Source organism: Flavobacterium oncorhynchi, assembly GCF_002217355.1.
GTDB lineage: Bacteria > Bacteroidota > Bacteroidia > Flavobacteriales > Flavobacteriaceae > Flavobacterium > Flavobacterium oncorhynchi.
In genome coordinates this window covers 37,415-56,664 of record NZ_MUHA01000027.1, presented here as the reverse complement: position 1 = coordinate 56,664, position 19,250 = coordinate 37,415, and the positions used below count along the sequence as shown (strand labels likewise).

General features: G+C 33.2%; 17 protein-coding genes. 2 read left to right on the top strand and 15 right to left on the bottom strand.

Annotation, left to right across the window (positions count from 1 at the left end):
- Positions 1 to 14: 14 nt before the first annotated feature.
- The 15 genes from B0A75_RS17290 to B0A75_RS17220 all read right to left on the bottom strand — a co-directional run bounded on the left by B0A75_RS17290 (position 15) and on the right by B0A75_RS17220 (position 15,250).
- Positions 15 to 3,164, bottom strand: a complete 3,150-nt coding sequence (locus B0A75_RS17290; RefSeq protein ID WP_165765137.1) for a SusC/RagA family TonB-linked outer membrane protein — start codon at positions 3,162 to 3,164, stop codon at positions 15 to 17.
- A 758-nt stretch (positions 3,165 to 3,922) separates the two neighbouring features.
- Positions 3,923 to 5,899: a heparin-sulfate lyase HepC gene (gene hepC, locus B0A75_RS17285; protein ID WP_089055517.1), complete on the bottom strand. Its 1,977-nt coding sequence runs from the start codon at positions 5,897 to 5,899 to the stop codon at positions 3,923 to 3,925.
- Positions 5,900 to 5,928: 29 nt separating this feature from the next.
- Positions 5,929 to 7,131 (bottom strand): glycoside hydrolase family 88 protein, encoded by a 1,203-nt coding sequence (locus tag B0A75_RS17280; protein WP_089055516.1) that lies wholly within the window; start codon positions 7,129 to 7,131, stop codon positions 5,929 to 5,931.
- 231 nt (positions 7,132 to 7,362) lie between these two features.
- Positions 7,363 to 7,962: a hypothetical protein gene (locus B0A75_RS17275; RefSeq protein WP_089055515.1), complete on the bottom strand. Its 600-nt coding sequence runs from the start codon at positions 7,960 to 7,962 to the stop codon at positions 7,363 to 7,365.
- Positions 7,963 to 8,120: 158 nt separating this feature from the next.
- A complete protein-coding gene (locus B0A75_RS17270; RefSeq protein ID WP_089055514.1) occupies positions 8,121 to 8,498 on the bottom strand; it encodes a DoxX family protein in 378 nt (125 codons plus the stop codon).
- 6 nt (positions 8,499 to 8,504) lie between these two features.
- Entirely contained in the window at positions 8,505 to 8,975 is a 471-nt protein-coding gene (locus B0A75_RS17265) for an SRPBCC domain-containing protein (RefSeq protein WP_089055513.1), read from the bottom strand.
- Between the two features lie 4 nt (positions 8,976 to 8,979).
- Positions 8,980 to 9,306 carry an ArsR/SmtB family transcription factor gene (locus B0A75_RS17260; protein ID WP_089055512.1) on the bottom strand — a complete coding sequence of 109 codons (327 nt, stop codon included), beginning with the start codon at positions 9,304 to 9,306 and terminating at the stop codon, positions 8,980 to 8,982.
- A gap of 165 nt (positions 9,307 to 9,471) precedes the next feature.
- Positions 9,472 to 9,840 (bottom strand): hypothetical protein, encoded by a 369-nt coding sequence (locus B0A75_RS17255; RefSeq protein WP_089055511.1) that lies wholly within the window; start codon positions 9,838 to 9,840, stop codon positions 9,472 to 9,474.
- A gap of 187 nt (positions 9,841 to 10,027) precedes the next feature.
- Entirely contained in the window at positions 10,028 to 10,960 is a 933-nt protein-coding gene (locus tag B0A75_RS17250) for a transglutaminase-like domain-containing protein (RefSeq protein WP_089055510.1), read from the bottom strand.
- A gap of 18 nt (positions 10,961 to 10,978) precedes the next feature.
- Entirely contained in the window at positions 10,979 to 11,830 is an 852-nt protein-coding gene (locus B0A75_RS17245) for a substrate-binding domain-containing protein (protein WP_089055509.1), read from the bottom strand.
- Between the two features lie 45 nt (positions 11,831 to 11,875).
- Entirely contained in the window at positions 11,876 to 12,349 is a 474-nt protein-coding gene (locus B0A75_RS17240) for a DUF4265 domain-containing protein (protein WP_089055508.1), read from the bottom strand.
- Positions 12,349 to 12,741, bottom strand: a complete 393-nt coding sequence (locus B0A75_RS17235; RefSeq protein WP_089055507.1) for a VOC family protein — start codon at positions 12,739 to 12,741, stop codon at positions 12,349 to 12,351. The genes B0A75_RS17240 and B0A75_RS17235 overlap by 1 nt, the downstream gene beginning before the upstream one ends.
- 29 nt (positions 12,742 to 12,770) lie before the next feature.
- Positions 12,771 to 13,640 (bottom strand): nucleoside phosphorylase, encoded by an 870-nt coding sequence (locus tag B0A75_RS17230; protein WP_089055506.1) that lies wholly within the window; start codon positions 13,638 to 13,640, stop codon positions 12,771 to 12,773.
- Positions 13,641 to 13,861: 221 nt separating this feature from the next.
- Positions 13,862 to 14,194, bottom strand: coding sequence for a translation initiation factor (locus tag B0A75_RS17225; RefSeq protein WP_089055505.1), 333 nt, complete (start codon positions 14,192 to 14,194; stop codon positions 13,862 to 13,864).
- Positions 14,195 to 14,299: 105 nt separating this feature from the next.
- Entirely contained in the window at positions 14,300 to 15,250 is a 951-nt protein-coding gene (locus B0A75_RS17220; RefSeq protein WP_089055504.1) for an isopenicillin N synthase family dioxygenase, read from the bottom strand.
- A 169-nt stretch (positions 15,251 to 15,419) separates the two neighbouring features.
- On the opposite strand from B0A75_RS17220, the gene B0A75_RS17215 reads away from it, so the two are divergent.
- The gene (locus B0A75_RS17215; protein ID WP_089055503.1) at positions 15,420 to 17,396 is read left to right on the top strand and encodes an alpha-ketoacid dehydrogenase subunit alpha/beta; all 1,977 of its coding nucleotides are present in this window, start codon (positions 15,420 to 15,422) and stop codon (positions 17,394 to 17,396) included.
- Between the two features lie 68 nt (positions 17,397 to 17,464).
- Positions 17,465 to 19,207: a DUF885 domain-containing protein gene (locus tag B0A75_RS17210; RefSeq protein ID WP_089055502.1), complete on the top strand. Its 1,743-nt coding sequence runs from the start codon at positions 17,465 to 17,467 to the stop codon at positions 19,205 to 19,207.
- Positions 19,208 to 19,250 lie beyond the last annotated feature (43 nt).

The window sequence follows — 19,250 nt, the reverse complement described above, 5'->3', positions numbered from 1 at the left end:
TTCTAATCTTTAAATTATAGTGAAATATTTAAACCAGTGATAAAGGATTTACTTCTTGGATAAGCACTAAAATCTACTCCTCTGGTAATAGCATTATTAAGTACGCTGACTTCTGGATCAAATCCTGAATATTTCGTAAATACATATAAATTATAAGCTGTAAAATAAACTCTCAAATTTGAGATATACGATTTTTTCAGCCACGCTTTAGGCAATGTATAACCTAAACTAATATTGTTGATTCTTAAAAAAGAACCATCTTCAATAATATCGCTGTACAAACGTCCTGTAGCATTACCGTTGAAAGCAGGATTCGTTTTTCCAACATTTAAAGCGGCAAGTTCAGCAGGATCAGTTACACGTTGTCCAGCAGCATTAATAGTTGTCCATCTGTCAGCAAACATTGCGAATGTATTTAGATTGTCTAAATTAAGTCTTGAATTGTTTAGTACGTTGGCATTGTAAATGTCGTTACCAACTGTAAAATCTAAAAAGATACTTAAGTCAATCCCTTTATAACTAAAAGTATTGTTTAAACCTCCTGTATATTTCGGGTTTGCATCTCCTATTGCAGTTCTGTCAAGATCATTGATAACACCGTCTGGAGTACCATTTGGACCGCTGATGTCTTTAAATTTAATAAAACCTGGCTGTACAGCAAGATTATCACTTACTACACCGCTTTTTAAAGTATAAGTTCCGGCAGTTGCGTTATAATCAAAATCACTTACTTGATACAAACCGTCGTTTACATAACCATACATTACTCCAACTGGTTGTCCGACTTTTAGAATGTAGTCATTCTTGTCTGTATAACTATTAGTGATAAGTGATGTTTCGCCTTCACTTAAAGCCAGTACTTTTGTTTTGTTAAAAGCAATATTAAAAGTGGTGTTCCAGTTAAAATTGTCGTTTTTAACATTAGTTGTATTCAAGGTAAATTCTATACCACGGTTTGAAGTTGCTCCAATATTCTGAAATTGTTTTTTAAATCCAGAACTTGCAGGAACACGAGTGTTGTAAAGCAAATCTTTAGAACGATTTTCATACAACTCAGTAGTAAGAGAAATTCGTTGTTTAAAGAATCCTAAATCTAAACCTATGTTGGTCGATTTAGTAGATTCCCATTTCAAATACGGGTTTGGAAGATTACTTTGAAAAGCAGTAATATTTACTTGATTGTTTAATGGATATGATCCTGAATTGAAAATACCTAAAGCGGCATAATTTGCAATTCTGTTATTTCCAGCTTCACCATAACTTAAACGGAATTTTAAATCAGAAAATGCAGGAATGTTTTTCATGAAATCTTCTTCAATAACTCTCCAAGCGGCAGAAACCGAAGGGAAAATTCCCCATTGATTTTCAGTTCCGAATTTAGAAGAACCGTCTGCACGTAAACTTGCCGATAGTAAATATCTGCTTTTGAATGAATAATCTGCTTTTCCAAAAAAGGATAATAATTTATCATCTTCAGCAAAAGAGGTTGGCATTGCCGCAATTGTTCCCAATTGTAATTTATCCCATCCTAAATTTACATCAGGAAATGCCGATGCAGATGCAGAGATTCCTTCAGAATAATTATAAATATACTCTTGACCTGCAGTTACACTAAGTTTGTGTTTTTTAGCGAATGTATTATTGTAGGTTAATACGTTGTTGTAATTTAAACGAGTCGAGAGATTATGTGTAATACCTCCATTTGCTCCGCCGGATCTAATAGCTTGAATTCCATCAGCACCATTAAAGTACTTACTTTTAACGCTGTTATCCGTGTAACTTACCAAGCCGCTGTAAACTAATTTTGGTGTAAGGTAGTACGAAAGTTGAAAGTTCATGTTGATAGAACGATTTACTGTTTCTCTTTTTTGACTGTCAATAGTAATAAGCGGACTTTGAAATGCTGGTGAAGCTTGATTGTCTAATGGATCAATCAACAAATATTTAAGATCATCGTCAGAACCATTTTTTCCAATAGTAGGACGATACTGTAATAGCGTTTGCAGCATACTTAATCTAGCATTTCCACCATCATTTGTAGATAATCCTGTAATTTTTTGATTCGAATAATTGACAATAGCATTAACTGTAAATTTTTTGCTTATCGCTTGTGTTACCTGCAATTTTGCAATGTTTTTTAAAGATTCACTGCCAATCATGATTCCTTGATCGTTATTAACAGAATAAAACGCATTGTATTTTGTATCGCTTTCGCCGCCGCTGATACCTATTTTATGATATTGATTTACAACAGCGTTTCCAAAAACTTCATCTTGCCAGTTGATTCCCGATCTATTTTTGTAAAGCCCTTCCATTTCTTCATAGGTGCCAAAAGTGTTCAGGTATTTTTGCATTCTGGTGTCATCTGTCGCACTTTCGTAAACCAATTGTGTGTATTGGTACGGATTCATTACCGGTAAAGTTTTGGCAATGGTTTTTATACCGCCGTACGTATCGTAACTTAATCTAAGTTTTCCGCCGGCCGATTTTTTTGTCGTTACCAAAATTACTCCATTTGCACCTTGCGCACCGTAAATAGAGGTTGAGGATGCATCTTTTAATACGTCAATAGATTCGATATCCATTGGATCTAAAAAAGCAAGACCGCCAGTTTGTGCAACACCATCAACTACATAAAGTGGTTCATTACTCTGCGTAATCGAAGTACCACCTCTAATTCGTAACGTAGGCTGTGCTCCAGGAGTTCCGTCTGGCATGGTTACTTGTAATCCGGCAATACGACCTTGCATTGCCTGTGCTACATCTTGTACTGGAATTTTGGCTATTTCGGTTCCTTTTACAGAAGATATTGCCCCAGTAAGATTTTTTCGTGTTTTTGTTCCGTATCCTACCACAACAACTTCATCAAGATTATTGGCATTATCAATAAGTTTTGCATTGATAAGAGTTCTGTTCTTTACTTGTTCTTCAGTAGTTTTAGTTCCTATAAAAGTAAATACTAAAACAGCATTAGATTTTACTTTAATTTGATATTCACCATCCATAGAGGTAACTGTGCTGTTTTTAGTTCCTTTTTCAGAAACAGTTGCCCCAGGCATAGGCATATTTTGGGAGTCGGTTACAACACCTTTAACTGTAATAACATCTTGCCCGTACATCACACAAGTTGTCAGCAGTAAAAATAAAAATAGAGTCCTTTTCATAGTTTTGGTTTTTTACCGGAATACTTTTTCATTATTCCTGATAGCTATTATTTAAGTTAGTTTTTTAACCTTGTTAAGTAAAAGTTATAACTGCTTTAATTTGAAAGCTGTAAAAATTGACTTTAATAAGGTTTGGTTCAATGTCGCTTAAATTGTTTTCTTTATAAACTACAATTGGTTTATTGTGGTTTGTGGAGAAAAGTATAACAATTTATGAACTTGTAAAAATGCCTTAGGTATTTTCTGTCGTATAAACAAAAAATGATTTTGTAATAAATGATTCATTAGCTTTTGATTAGTCATGTTGGTTATTATTTGATAGAAACAAATATAGAAATCGACCTAAAATGACAGTTTTGAAAACGTCCAAAATACTATTGATTTTGATTAAAACAAGCTTTAAACCCCAAAAAATTAAGGGTAAAAATGTGTTTTTAATATTTTTTCTTACTTTTTATTTAGTATTATCTTTTTCTATTTCATGCAAAAGATCAAGCAGGTTTAAAATGTGTTTAAATAAGTGAAAAATAACGACGATATAAGCCGCTGATATTTAAATAGAAAGTCATTTTAATCTGTTACGGCTTATTTCTTGTACCTAGATTTTAAAAACTATATGCATTGATTATTTGCTAAAAGATTGGTTTAGTTTTTTTGTAAAAGACAAGATAAAAACAAGATAAAAACAAGACAAAAAAAAGACGTCCAGTTGAGACGTCTTTGAAATAGAATATTTGAAATATTTTCTTTTACTGCTTTTACAAGGATGTTTTAATATCGCTTTTCTTGCCGTCAATACTAATTGTAAGGCTGACGATTCCTTTTTCCAGATTATGATCAGCATTTGGTTTAATACTGATTTCAGGGGCTTTAGAACCATTGTAAGGATATACGATACTTATAAAATCTTGTGTTTTGTTATCAATTTTATTTTTTTCGAATACAAAAGCAGGTCTTGGAGTTTCTTTGCCGTATGCATAGGATACTTTCCCCTCTTCTTCACTAAGAGCTGTTTTATCTGAATTTAAAGATTGTATCAACAAGTTGTTGCCGTCTTCATAAGTGGTATATACCTTATTATTAGTTTTGTCAAAAAATGGTTTACTGTCTTCTTTTAACTGAAAATGAACACCTAATTTTCCAACTGCTTTTCCAATAGCTTTATCAACGATCAAGAAATATTTTTTATTAATAAAAAGCACACTTCTCTGATGGTTTAAATCTTTATAACTTGGATTTGTGTAGGTTAAAATATCTAAATTTTGTCCAGTCTGCCATTTATCTTGTTTTGCTTTGGTGATAACCATATTTTGGTTGTCTAATGTCAAGGTGCTGTGTACTTTGGTTTGACGATACCAATTTCTCATTTTGGTAACTTCGGCATCACCGCTGTAAATGTAACAGCCTGTGTCCGGCATAAAATTACGTCCGTTATTCCAAAGTTCAAAAGTTCCGTTATCAGGTTGTGCGTGAAATTCTCCTGGAGGGCCGGCTTTTAAAATCATTACGGTTGACTGCTCATTCCATCCATTTCTAAAGGTGTAAAAACCGCCGTCTGGCAATGCATTTGATAAGTTTGACGGTAATTTTCCTGATGCACCATCTGTTGCAAAATATTTGATTTCTTCGTTTTCAGGGAAAGCTTTTGACCATACTGCAAATTGTTTTAGTCGTGCATTTTTTTCAACCAGCCATGCATCACCAAACATTGGAATGTTGTAGTTAGGGAAAGTGATGTTTGCCAGTGCAATAATCATTTTTTCAATTGTTTTTGAAAAAGAGTCTGGAAATTCTTTTTCAACTCCTGCCATTTTAGCCGAATTATAGGCTTTTAAGAAAATGTCTATCGTAGCAACATGGTAAGTTGGCGAAAGTTCCCACTGAACTCCATCTGGCAATACCTGTGATTTTATTTCTCGGTTTAAAACATCAATTCCGCTTTTACGCCAAGCAGCCGCTTCTTTTAGTTCTGGAAAAAAAGCGCCAGCGCCTAAAATACGCTGTGCTTCAAACAATAAGTGGTTTCCATCTTTAGTGTAATGAGCTGGAATATAAGCCGCTTGTTTAGCATAACAGTTTAAAAATTCCATTAAAAAAGCAGGTGTAAAATTTGGAGAAGGCACAAACAAATTGAAAGTTCCCGGGAGACTTTGTACACGATCAGAAACTTCGAGCGGACGCCACGCATATCGATCATTGTCTTTAGAAAGTCCTAAAGGATTCTTTTTTTCCCAATCACGAAATTGAGCAATCCATTCTTTTGCATATTTTTCATCGCCAGAACTTCTATAAGCAATTCCCATTGGCTGCCACCAATTTACACGGTGCAGCTGCCAGCGCATTTCATTATCTTTTATAGGCCAATAATTCCAGTCTATATCTGCACCATAATCAAAATAGCTGTAACCTTTTATAGGCTGGAATTTGTGCTGCAAAGCGTTATCAGCCTTTTCTTGATTTGCTTTTCCAACATCTTTCCCTTTTAATCTATTTTCATCTCCTATATTAAATTCAGGATGTTTTATGTTTTTGCGATTGCGGTAGTAACTTAATAATTCTTTTGCGGCATCATTGTATTTTGCGGCATCATAAAGCTGTTTTGTTTTTTCAAGACCTGGATAGGAGAGGTTGATATTATCAAAGCTCTCTTTAGTAACAGGTTTTTCTTGTGCTCTTACAGGATTCATAAGCAGTATGAATGCCAGTATTGCAATTTGGGTTATGATTCTTTTCATTTTATAGTTTGTTAAGGCAAGTTATTCTTTTAAATTGTAATTTTTTTGATTGCCGCATATTTCTTTAGTGCTTCCAGATAGTAATAATCTGCATAATCTAAAGGTGTATCAATTTCTGAATTGTATAAAAATGCGCCCACACTATGTTTTAATAAAAAGTAATTATTCTCGCCTGGTTTAGCTAAATAAGCTTCAGAAGATAAAGATTTTAGTATTTCTTCGGCGTAATCTAAGTATTTTTTTCCGTCCTTAACCTCTGTGCTTAAGTCCAATAATCCGCATGCAATTACTGCTGCTGCCGATGCATCTCTTGGGGCTAGTTCATCTGTATCCATTGCATTATGAACATCAAAATCCCAAACTGGAACTTTGTCTTTCGGCATACGAGGATGATTCATTATAAACGAAGCAATATTTTCTGCCTGTTGTAAAAACTTCTGATTTTTAGTATTTGCATAACACATTGCATAACCGTAAAGTCCCCAAGCTTGCCCGCGCGCCCAAGCCGAATCGTCTGTTACTCCTTGATGTGTTGCTTTACGCAGTACTTTGCCTGTTTTTGGATCATAATCTACCAAATGATAAGAACTGTAATCTTTTCTAAAATGGTTTTTAATTGTCGTTAAAGCGTGTAAATTGGCAGCATTTGCATATTCAGGCTTATTAAACTGGTTTGCTCCCCAATACAAATATTCAAGATTCATCATGTTGTCGATAATAACAGGGTAGTGCCACCAAGCAAAATCCCAAGAACGAATGGCTCCAACGGTTGGACTAAAACGTGCGTAAAGATTTCCTGCTCCGTCTGCTAGTGCTGGAAGATAAGTTTTGTCGCCAGTAATTCTGTAGGCATTCCCATAAGAACAATAAAGCATAAAGCCTAAATCATGCGTATTTTTTATATGTCGGATAGAATCAAGTGCTAGAGTGAATTTTTGTGCATCTTGAGCTAGTTTTTTGTCGCCGGTTAATTCATATCCGTACCAAAGACTTCCAGGGAAGAATCCAGTTGTCCAATCCGTTAAACCAGCAAGTCTAACTGTTCCGTCGGGATTTGTTGAACGAGGATTTTTTCCGGGTTTATACGTTTCTGCAGCTTTGCTCAGTTGGTAATGGATTACTTCAGATGTTTTTTTTAACCAATCCAGTGAGGGATCATTTTGATTGGTTTGTGAAAACGAACTGAAGGTAATTAGAAAGGCAGTAAAAAAGAGGTTAAAGGTTTTTTTCATAGTTTAATCGTTTTTAGATCTATATCCATTTTAATTGGAGATTTACAAAAGCGAAGTTAAACTTGAGGTGCAAATTGGTCTTTCAGTTTTTGTTATAATTGTTTTGAATTTGTCTAAACACTCCTGTTTTATTGGGATTTTTTAGTTATTCTATTGAAAATAGTGTAAAAACAAAAAACGGTCTGCTAAGACCGTTTTTAATTTAAAATAAGAACTAAAAAATTTAGATTTTTATTCTTTCACTATTACAATTGTTGCTTTGTAACCTGTACCAACATTCCATTGACTAGCTTCAATCACAACGCCTTTGTCATCATAAACTTGAAACTCTGCTGTATTTGGCGAAGCAGATCCTTCATTCAAAGCTTCAAAGTCAATTTTATTAATTCCGTTTACTAAATTGATTTTAAAACCTTTAAACTCTCCGTCTAAGCTTACTTCTGGCTCAACAACTTTATCGTTTAAATATACTTTTATTTTATCGCCATCTACAAAAGCAGCATCGCGATAACGAATTGTAGAAGTAAAAGATGTTGTTTTAAAACTTCCTAAAAATTGATTTCGTCTATAAAAAATACCGTCAACATTTGATTCTTTTTTATATATACTGGTATCTTTAAAAAGCTCCTCTGGATTAACTTTTAAAGGATCTGGTTTTTCGGCAGCAACTGGTGGTTCTGCTTTTGGAGTGTTTTCTTTAGGAGGAGGAATTACTTCTTTAATTTCTGCATTCTTTTTAGGAATCGGTTTAAATTTGGCATTCAGTTCGTCCTGCGAATATCCTTGTAAGCAAACACTAAACATAATAACTAAAAAAACTATTTTTTTCATATCTCTGAACTATTTATTTATGGATTAAACACTATTGAGGTGTATTTATAAAAACAATTAATTGAAATATTTATTGTCTTTACAGATAAATTAATGCGCTTAATACGAAAACTAATAGATGCAGTTTGAGTTCAAAGTTTTTATGTTTTTCACTCTTTTTAGATTGTACTGGTTTTTCTTTCGGCAGGTCTAAAATACCAAGACACAATAGTTAAAACGATTAACAATATTGGACCAAAATAATCCTTAGCGGCATCTCCTACAGCAAAATGTGAAAAAACAGCGCCCGTCATGGCAAAAAAGAATCCGGCATATGCCCATTCTTTTAACAAAGAAAATTTAGGGATTAATATTGCAATAACTCCAAGAAGTTTCCATACACCTAAAAGAGTTAAAAAGTATAAAGGATAACCCAAACGTGTTATCATTTCTGCTTCATCTTTCATTTTTAATAATTGAACGATTCCTGTTGCAGTCATTCCTAATGCCAGCCAAAGCGTAGCAATCCAATAGATAATTTTGTTTCTTTTACTCATAATATTTTAGTTTAATGTTTTACTTAATATTTCTTGTAATCGATTATGTGCCATATTGATACCTTGTGCAAACGGCATTTTTAATGTTTGATCTCTAAGTTCAATTGATCTGTAAATAATTTGAATAGTAAGTCTGCTGGTTTCATCAGTAAGTTTTTCAAATTCTAAAAACTCCAATTGAGGAGAAAAGTTTGTATTTTCCATTTCAAAAGTTCGTGTTATTTTTTGATTAGGAATGTATTCATGTATGACACCGTTTGCTTTAAAAACTACATTTCCATTAGGATCTGAAGTTTCAAACTGCCAGCCGCCGTATTTTTTATTTTCTAGTTTCAGTACTTTGGTTCCCATCCATTGCTCAACAAATTCGGCTTCGGTATATCCTTTGAAAAGTAATTCCAAAGGAAGATCAAAATCTCTAGTAATCACTAATTGCTGCTGTCCATTTACGGCGCTGACTTTAGTTTTTGGTTCCATAATATTAATCGTTTTTGGGTTTATAGTTTTTCATTATACTTTCTAATTTATTAAACCTGTCATCCCACATTTTACGAAAAGGTTCAATAAAATTGTCGATTTCCTTAATTTTTTCAGGATTTAAATGATAGTGAATTTCTCTTCCTGCTTGTGTTTGGCGGAGTAATTCGCATTCACTCAATATTTGTATGTGTTTTGAAATAGTCTGTCTAGACGATTTAAAATTTTCGGCAATAGCTCCCGGAGTCATTGCTTGTATAGCGACTAAGCTCAAAATAGCTCGGCGGGTAGGATCGGCGATCGCTTGAAAAACATCTCTTCTAATTTCCATTGTGCAGTTATTTGACTGCAAATATAATGCAGTTATTTGACTGCGCAATATTTTTTCAAACTTTTTTCATAAAAAAACTCCTAAACGAGTAGTTTAGGAGTTTTGAATGTCTTTATTTTTTTTGAATTATGATTCTGATTTTAAAAATGTTACATTAAACTTAAGTTAGATTTTCTTAAGTGTAAGCTTCATTTCCTTGGTATCTAAAACCAGTTCATCTGATGTAATCGTGCTTTCACAAGGGTATGGAGTACCAACTTCATCTTTTATCACTAAACTTTTTCCACCTTTTGTCAATGCATAAGTACCATTTGTAATCTCTCTTGTTAAAAAGCCAGTTACGTGCCCATCTTCAGTAAAAGTTAGGGTTCCGTCGCTTAGAATAACTGCTTTTAAAGAATCTGAAAGTGGCATTTTAGCTTCTACAGCAGTAATTTTCCAAGAATTTACTAGTTTATTTCTACCCTTAGCGCATGAAATAATTAATACTGCAGCCAATGCAATTCCGAAGATAAATAATTTAGATTTTTTCATGATTTTGTGATTAAAAATTAGACAGGAAAAGTTACAAAAAAAAGTATTACTCCTAACATTTTATTAACACAAAATGAATTAATGTATCTGATTTATAATATTTTATTGAAATTGTTATTGCTTGCTTTGGTTTTATTTATTTCTAGAAAGAGTTTGATAAGATGCTATTTTCTTTCCATTAAAAAAGCTAATTAAGAGTCAAAGCTCCTAAAATTTCTTCGTACATAAATGGCCCTCCTGGATACTTAGCAGTATAATCGAGATTCATCCATACCTGACCACGCTCATCAATGTGATAGTGAATTTTCTTTTTATAACTTTCCTTTGGAAAAAGTACATTTTTGATTAGATAATTGACTTTTTCCAAATCGATTAAAGAACCAATTAGTATTTCAGGATATATATGACCTTTTGTATGAATTAATCGCGGAGTGCCGCCAATAGAACGAATTGCGGCCGCCATTAGAATAGAGTGATCGTCGCAGTCTCCAGAAAAATATTCTAATGACTCGCTAGCAGTTGCAATATAATCGCCTTCTTTGGGATCATTTACATAATTCCAGCGGCTGTTTATCTCTTTAAATACAGCAAAACATTGAATTATAGTTCTATAGTCAGAATATCCTTTTATGCCTTTAAAATGTTTAGTAGTCGCCATGATAGCAAAATTCCTAACTTTTGGATTTTGATATTCGATCGCATTTATGATTTTTGATTTGTTTGGAAACGGCAGTAGTTTTGCGACAATAATATCCTGAGGAAAAGGATTGTCTGACATGGTGTAAATCATCGAATTATAATCCTCAGATATTTCGCTGAAACCATAATTTCCAATGACTGTTCCATAAATTAGAATCAATAAATAAACAGCAACACATAAAATTATTATGGTTCGCAGCAGCATTAAGAGAAAGAAAATTGCAGCAAAAACGAATATAAAAATAAACACACGATCTAAATTGAATGCCCAATTTAAATCGCGTAAATTTTGATGCAGTATGATAAAAATAGGTATCGTTATCAAAAGACTCAACAGCATAATAATCACCCTATCCCAAGGTGATTTCACCTGTAATTTGGATTTTAATTGCGGAAAGTCAATTTTAGGAAAATTTATCATAAGAATCGAAAGCAGTTTTTACAGCGCTTTTACCGTTTCAACAAAAGTACTTTTTTTATCAATAATTCCCAGATCAAATAATTGATTTTGGATTTTGATAAAAGCTTTCTCATTTAAATGTTTTTGAGACCATTGGGTTAATTTCAGCCATTCTTGAATATCTTCTGCTTTTTGGTTGAATAATTCAGCCAATGTTTTATCAATACTAGGAATTTGAGCAAAATCAACAGTAGTCCTGTTTATAATTTCCAAGACTTTTTCAACAATTTTTGGATTTTTCTTCAAAAATTCGTCGCGAACTGTTATTACAAAAGACGGCCATGGAGTAGGACAGTCGCCAATGCGTCTAAAAATACCTTTATCTACAAGAGGTTTTGTCATAAAACGTTCCCACATAAAATAATCTGCAGTTCCGTTTGTCAAAGCTTCAACAGCGCCATCAATTGTATTTATAATCTCAAATTGCAAATCATCACTATTCCAGCCTTGCTCGTTTGCATTAACATAAGCCATCAATTGAGAACCTGATCCAATTCTAGAAATCGCTGCTTTTTTATTTTTTAAATCTGTGATATTCTTAAAATCAGATTTTGCAGCCACGTGAATTCCCCAGATTAATGGCGATTGTACATAAATTTGAACAATTTTACTAGGATTCCCTGCAACAATATCTTTTACAATTCCTTCGGTCAAAATAACCGCCATATCCGTTTCTCCATCGCGCAGCATTTGGCACATTTTACCAGTTCCTTCTGGAATGTCTTTCCATTGCAAATCAATATTTTCTGCTTCAAATTCGCCATTTTCAATGCATAAATGCCATGGCAGATTGAAGTGTTCCGGAACACCTGCAATTTTTACCGTTTTCATTATAGTTAAGTTTAAGTTAAGTTTGGTATGCGTATTTAAGTTTGTTTAGTTTTTTAATAAATCAGCTCGATGTTTTTCAGAAAGACATGGCTCTGCAAATTCAAAAACAGAAAGCGTTTCATATTCATTTAAAACACTTCGCACAATCGAATAATCTGTTTCTCTTGCAATTTCGACAGCTAGAAAAGTATCGTTTAAACTTTCAGACAAACAATTAATTGCTTTTAGTTTTTCGATTATAATTTCCTTGTCAAAATCTTTTTCTAAAATTAAAATCTGAACTATTGAATTTCCTGAACTTTCAATCGTTTTTTGATAGACCAAACGTTCTTCTTTTTCATCTAATTCAGCATAAAACAAATCGTCTGTTGCAATTAATGCTCCAAAAAAAGGAATATTATCTAATTTAAAAAGTCCCTTTTCTAAGTCTACAATTTCAGCCCACATAGTTTCTGAAACGGTTTCTTCTAGATAATCGCTGTAATATTTAAATAGTATTTTTTTATGTGTTTCTTTCATTAGTTAATTTCACTTATTATTGCTTTCAATGGAGATATAACAATTCTATAACCATCAGGATCCTGAAACATTTTTCCGTTTTCATTCCAAAAAGGATTTACGGCAGTTATAGTCGAAATGTTATGATGCTCAATCTTATCTATTAATTCATTGTAATCTAAAATTGTTTTTGGATAAAGGATAATAACATCATCTTCATCAAAAGAATGATTGGCTTTTACTTTAGATTGTGTAAACTCAAAATGCCAGTCTAAACCTGTCTTTCCAATAAAAACGCCGTCATAATCTTTATGATTCTGAAAATCACCTAATCGCTCAAAACCAAGAATATTGATATAAAAATTTTCAATTATTTCTAAGTTATCTGTATGTCTTGCAACTCTTAAAAACATAATTTTAGATTTTTAAATTAGCAGATTATTTAATTCCCAGCCAATTTATTCAATGTATAAGTAATAAGCTCATCAACTGCTCTGTAAGGATCCTCGCTGAATGTTCCTGATACACGGTTGGCAATAATGGCATTTAAAGATAAAGCATTATGACCTAAAAGTGCCGAAAGTCCATAAATTGCAGCAGTTTCCATTTCTAAATTGGTGATTCTGTCCTCCTCAAATTTAAAATTGTCCATTTTACCGTTTAATTCCTCATCCTGAATATTCAAACGTAAAACTCTTCCTTGCGGACCATAGAAACCTCCAGCAGTTGCAGTAATTCCTTTAAAAATTTTATCAGATTCTATAAGTTGTTCCAGTTTTTCTGAACACGGAATTACATAAGGTCTTCCTTTACGGCTGTCCCAATTAGTATGTTTGATAAAAGCATCTTCAAGAGCTGGATTTGAAACTTCGTCGATTAAATAGGAGCGAAGCATATTATCTAAACCAAGTCCAAATTTCGACATTACAAAACTATCTACAGGGATATCTTCTTGTAAAGAACCAGAAGTTCCAATTCTAATAATATTTAATGAAGTTAAGTTTTCTTTTGGCTCGCGGGTTTTTAAATCGATGTTTACCAAAGCATCCAGTTCATTTACAACAATGTCAATATTATCAGGACCAATTCCCGTTGACATTACAGAAATTCTTTTGCCTTTGTAAATTCCGGTTTGAGTTTTAAATTCTCTTTTTTGTGTCGAGAATTCAATTGAATCAAAAAACTGAGTGATTTTTTCAACTCTATTTTGGTCGCCAACAAAAATTATATCATTGGCAATATGTTCAGGACGAAGGTTTAAGTGGTAAACACTTCCGTCTGGATTAAGTATTAATTCTGATGATTGTATCATTTTTTTTTAGGTTCTAAGGTTCTGAGATTCTAAGGTTCTGAGGTTTTTTGTAGAGACGCACTGCTGTGTGTCTTATTGAAATTCCAATTTTGGGCAAAGCTTTGCGGACTTTGCATTTTTTATAAGAACCTATCATTATAATTCTTTGTTCCCGATAGCTATCGGGATTGCGGTTAAATAAAAAAAATGCTGTTTAGAATTTAAAAATTGAAATTTTCCATTTATCCGCCAACGCGTTTCGTTTTAAATCCTTTTTCTTTTAAAATAGCCATAATTTTATCGCGGTAATCACCTTGAATAATTATAGAATCATCTTTAAAAGTACCGCCAACGCTTAATTTGGTTTTTATTTCTTTGGCCAATAGTTTAAAATCTTCATCACTTCCTTCATAACCTTCGATTATGGTAGTTGCTTTTCCTTTTCGTTTTTCAAACTTGCAGATCATGGGTTCTTTCTGAATGTAAAGAACATGATCCTGCGCTTGAACCTCTTCTGGTTCGTTTGATTCGATATGATCGGGGAATAAATTTTTTAATTGATCTTTAAAATCCATATGTTTTCTTCTTCTAAAAAAATAAGCTCCAATTTAAAAATTAAATTCCAAATTCCAATGAAAATTTGGAATTTGGAATTTTTAAAATTGAAACTTAAATAAGTTTTATTTTTTGATTAAACCTAGATCTACCAAACGTTCGTATAAATAATCACCAGCGGTAATATCATCGAACTTTTTTGGGTTTTCTTCATCAATACAATTTTCTAAACAATCTAAACGCATATCACTTACAGGATGCATAAAAAACGGCACAGAAAAACGTGAAGTTCCCCATAATTCTCTAGGAGGATTCACTACTTGGTGAATGGTTGATTTAAGTTTGTTATTAGTATGTCTAGACAACATATCTCCAACATTAATAACCAATTCGTCATCAGCTGCAATAGCGTCAATCCAGTCGCCATTGTGGTTTTGAACCTGAAGTCCTTTACCTTGAGCACCCATTAATAATGTAATCAAGTTAATATCGCCGTGAGCCGCTGCACGAATTGCATTTTCTGGCTCAGAAGTAATTGGCGGATAGTGAATTGGTCTTAAAATAGAGTTTCCGTCTTTTGCATATTGATCAAAATAAAATTCATCTAAACCAAGGTGCAAAGCTAATGCTCTTAATACATAAACTCCAGTTTTTTCAAGCATCTGGTAAGTTTCTTTTCCTACAGCATTAAAACGAGGTAACTCGGTAACTTCTACATTTTCAGGGTATTCTGATGCGTATTTTGAGTTTTCGTCAACGTATTGGCCAAAATGCCAAAATTCTTTCAAATCTCCCTCTTTGCGTCCTTTAGCATGCTCTTTACCAAAAGAAACATAACCTCTTTGTCCGCCAATTCCAGGAATTTCATAATTATGCTTAGTTTCTACTGGCAAGGCGAAAAATTTTCTAATTTCACCATAAAGTTCGTCTACCAATTGGTCGTCAAGAAAATGACCTTTTAGGGCTACGAAGCCAATGTTTTCAAATGCACTGCCGATTTCATTTACAAATTTTTGTTTACGTTTCGGGTCGTCCGAAAGGAAATCACGTAAGTCTACACTAGGAATGTTTTGCATACTTTACATTTTTATTTAAGAAAAAAAGGCCTTTTAAAGCCTTTATATAACAAAGGTAGAGAATATTTTAGAATTGAATTTTAAAAGTTATAATAAAATTAAAATTTTATAACATAAATAAGTAAAATTGTTATATTTTTTTATATTTGATATATAAAAACCAAGAACTATGATCTTTTATAGAGAAAACCTTACAGATGAGCAGTTGTTAGACCTGTATAAAAAACTGCTTAAGCCGCGTTTAATCGAAGAAAAAATGCTCATTTTAATTCGGCAGGGTAAAGTATCTAAATGGTTTTCAGGAATAGGGCAGGAAGCAATTTCTGTAGGTGTTACTTCTGTTTTAGACAAGTCTGAATATGTTTTACCAATGCATAGAAATCTAGGAGTTTTTACTACACGAAATATTCCTTTGCACCGATTATTTTCGCAATGGCAGGGAAAAGCAAATGGTTTTACAAAAGGACGTGATAGAAGTTTTCATTTTGGAACTCAGGAATATAATATTATTGGAATGATTTCGCATTTGGGTCCGCAGTTAGGAATTGCTGACGGAATTGCTTTAGCGAATAAACTTCAAGATAATAAAAAAGTTACCGCTGTTTTTACTGGTGAAGGCGGTACAAGCGAAGGCGATTTTCATGAAGCGTTGAATATTGCTGCTGTTTGGAAACTTCCCGTAATGTTTATTATAGAAAATAATGGTTACGGATTATCTACACCAACTAAAGAACAATATTCATGCGAGAATTTAGCTGATAAAGGAATTGGTTATGGTATTGAAAGTTATATTATAGACGGCAATAATATTTTGGAGATTTATAATAAACTGTCAAAATTAAAACAAGATATGCAAAACGATCCGCATCCTGTTTTGCTCGAGTTTAAAACTTTTAGAATGCGCGGCCATGAGGAAGCAAGCGGTACCAAATATGTTCCAAAAGAATTAATGGAAGAATGGGAAACTAAAGATCCTGTTGTAAATTATAGAAACTATTTAACTGAGATTGGCGTTCTTACAACTGAACTTGATGAAGAGTTTCACAACGAAATAAAACAGGAAATTGACGAGAATCTTGCCATCGCCAATGCTGAACCTGAAATCATACCTACTTACAGCGGTGAATTAGAGGATGTTTATAAGCCATATGAATATGAAGAAGTTGTTTCGACAGCTGAAATTAAGAATATTCGTTTTATAGATGCTATTCGAAATAGTTTAGAACAATCGATGAAGCGTCATAAAAACCTTGTCATGATGGGACAAGATATTGCTGAATATGGTGGTGCTTTTAAAATTACCGACGGATTTGTAGAGTTTTTTGGAAAAGATCGTGTTAGAAATACGCCCATTTGCGAAAGTGCGGTTGTTTCGACTGCGATGGGATTGTCTATAAATAATTATAAAGCAATTGTCGAAATGCAGTTTGCTGATTTTGTTTCAACAGGATTTAATCCGATTGTCAATTTATTGGCAAAATCACATTACCGCTGGGGCGAAAAAGCCGATGTTGTGGTTCGTATGCCTTGCGGAGGCGGGACTCAGGCAGGACCATTTCATTCGCAGACAAATGAGGCTTGGTTTACTAAAACTCCGGGTTTAAAAGTGGTTTATCCTGCTTTTCCTTATGATGCAAAAGGTTTATTGAATACTGCGATTAACGATCCAAATCCAGTTTTGTTTTTTGAGCATAAGCAATTGTACAGAAGTATACATCAAGATGTTCCTACTGATTATTATACAATTCCGTTTGGAAAAGCAGCTTTGTTAAAAGAAGGAACTTCGATAACTATCATTGCTTTTGGTGCTCCAGTGCATTGGGCGCTGGAAACGTTAGCGAAATATCCTGAAATAAAAGCTGATTTAATCGATTTAAGAACATTGCAGCCACTTGATACTGAAACTATTTTTACCTCAGTAAAAAAGACAGGAAAAGTAATTATTTATCAAGAAGATACCCTATTCGGCGGTATTGCAAGCGATATTTCGGCTTTAATTATGGAGGAATGTTTTGAGTATTTAGATGCTCCCGTAAAAAGAGTGGCAAGTCTCGATTCGCCAATTCCGTTTACAAAAGCTTTAGAAGATCAATTTTTACCTAAAAATCGTTTCGAAGAAGTTTTATTAGAATTATTGAAATATTGATTATAAAAATCACATTGTTTTGCATAATGAACATTTTTTTTATCTTTAAACCATAAAAAAAATGACTTATGAAAAAACTGTTTGTTTCAATTTTTGCTATTGCATTGCTTTTTTCTTGTAATAAAGGTGCTAAGTCTAATGCTGACAAAGCTTTAGATGAAAAATTTGATAAATACAAAGACGGCTTTGTAACGGCTTTGTGGGAAATTAATCCTGGCTGGGCTTCTGGTGTAGGATATCACAAGTTTGATAATCTTTTAGTTGTTCCAAACGCAGCTGAAGAAAAAAAACAACTTGATTTTGCAAATGCACAATTAGATTCATTAAAGCAGTTTAAGCTTGAAGATCTGTCAGATAATAATAAGACTGATTTTCAAATGATAAAAAATCAGCTTGAAAGTACAATTTTCAGCATTAAAGAAGTAAAATCATCGCAATGGAATCCAGCGGATTATAATGTTTGCGGTGCTTTCGCTGAAATATTAAATGGAAAATACGACTCATTAGAAACTCGTCTTCGTGCTTTTGGTGCTAAAATGGACAATGTTCCTGCTTATTACGAAGCGGCAAAAGCCAATATTAAAAATCCTACGATAGAACACACAGAACTTGCAATTGCACAAAACTTAGGCGGTTCGACAGTTTTTGATGTTGATCTTAATGAAGCTTTGGGAAAAAGTAAATTGAGCGATTCTGAGAAAAAAGAAATGCAGGATAAAGCTAAATTGGCTAAAAAAGCGATCACAGATTATGCTGCTTGGTTAAAAGCTTTACCGAACAAAACACCTAGATCTTTTAGACTTGGTTCTGCATTGTATGCTAAAAAATTCAATTTTGATATCCAATCAAGCTATACTGCCGATGAGATTTACAAAATTGCAATTGACCATAAAAAAGATTTACACGATAAAATGTTTGTTCTGGCTGATAAACTTTGGGCAAAATACAAAGGAAAAGATCCAAAACCAGCTGATAAATTAGATTTAATCAAGCAGGTTATTGATAAAATATCATTGCAGCATACTACGCCGGAAAAATTTCAGTCTGAAATTGAGAAACAAATCCCAGAACTAACAGCTTATGTAAAGGCTAAGGATTTGTTATACATCGATCCATCAAAACCACTTGTAGTTCGTAAAGAACCTGCTTATATGGCGGGAGTAGCAGGAGCATCAATTTCGGCTCCGGGACCATATGATAAAAATGCGAATACGTATTACAATGTAGGAAGTATGACAGGATGGACGGCTGAAAATGCTGAAAGTTATTTGAGAGAATACAACGATTATATTCTTCAAATTTTAAATATTCACGAAGCAGTTCCTGGACATTATACGCAATTGGTTTACAGTAATCAGTCTCCAAGTATCATTAAATCTATTTTAGGAAATGGCGCAATGATCGAAGGCTGGGCTGTTTATGCAGAAAAAATGATGTTGGAAAGCGGTTACAAAAACTCAGATGAAATGTGGTTGATGTACTATAAATGGAATTTAAGAGCGACTTGTAATACAATTTTAGATATTAGTGTTCATACTAAAAACATGTCTAAAGAAGCAGCTATCGATTTATTGACTAAAGAGGCTTTTCAGCAGCAAGCTGAAGCTGATGGTAAATGGAAACGTGTAACTTTATCTCAAGTGCAGTTATGTTCTTATTTTACAGGTTATACTGAAATTTATAATTTAAGAGAAGAACTTAAAAAGAAAGAAGGAGATAAATTTAATTTGAAAAAATTCCATGAGAAGTTTTTAAGTTTTGGAAGCGCTCCAGTTAAATACATTAAAGAGCTAATGCTTTCTGAGGAATAATTTTCTTAAAAAAAGATAGTTTTAAAAACAGGTTTGGTAAGAT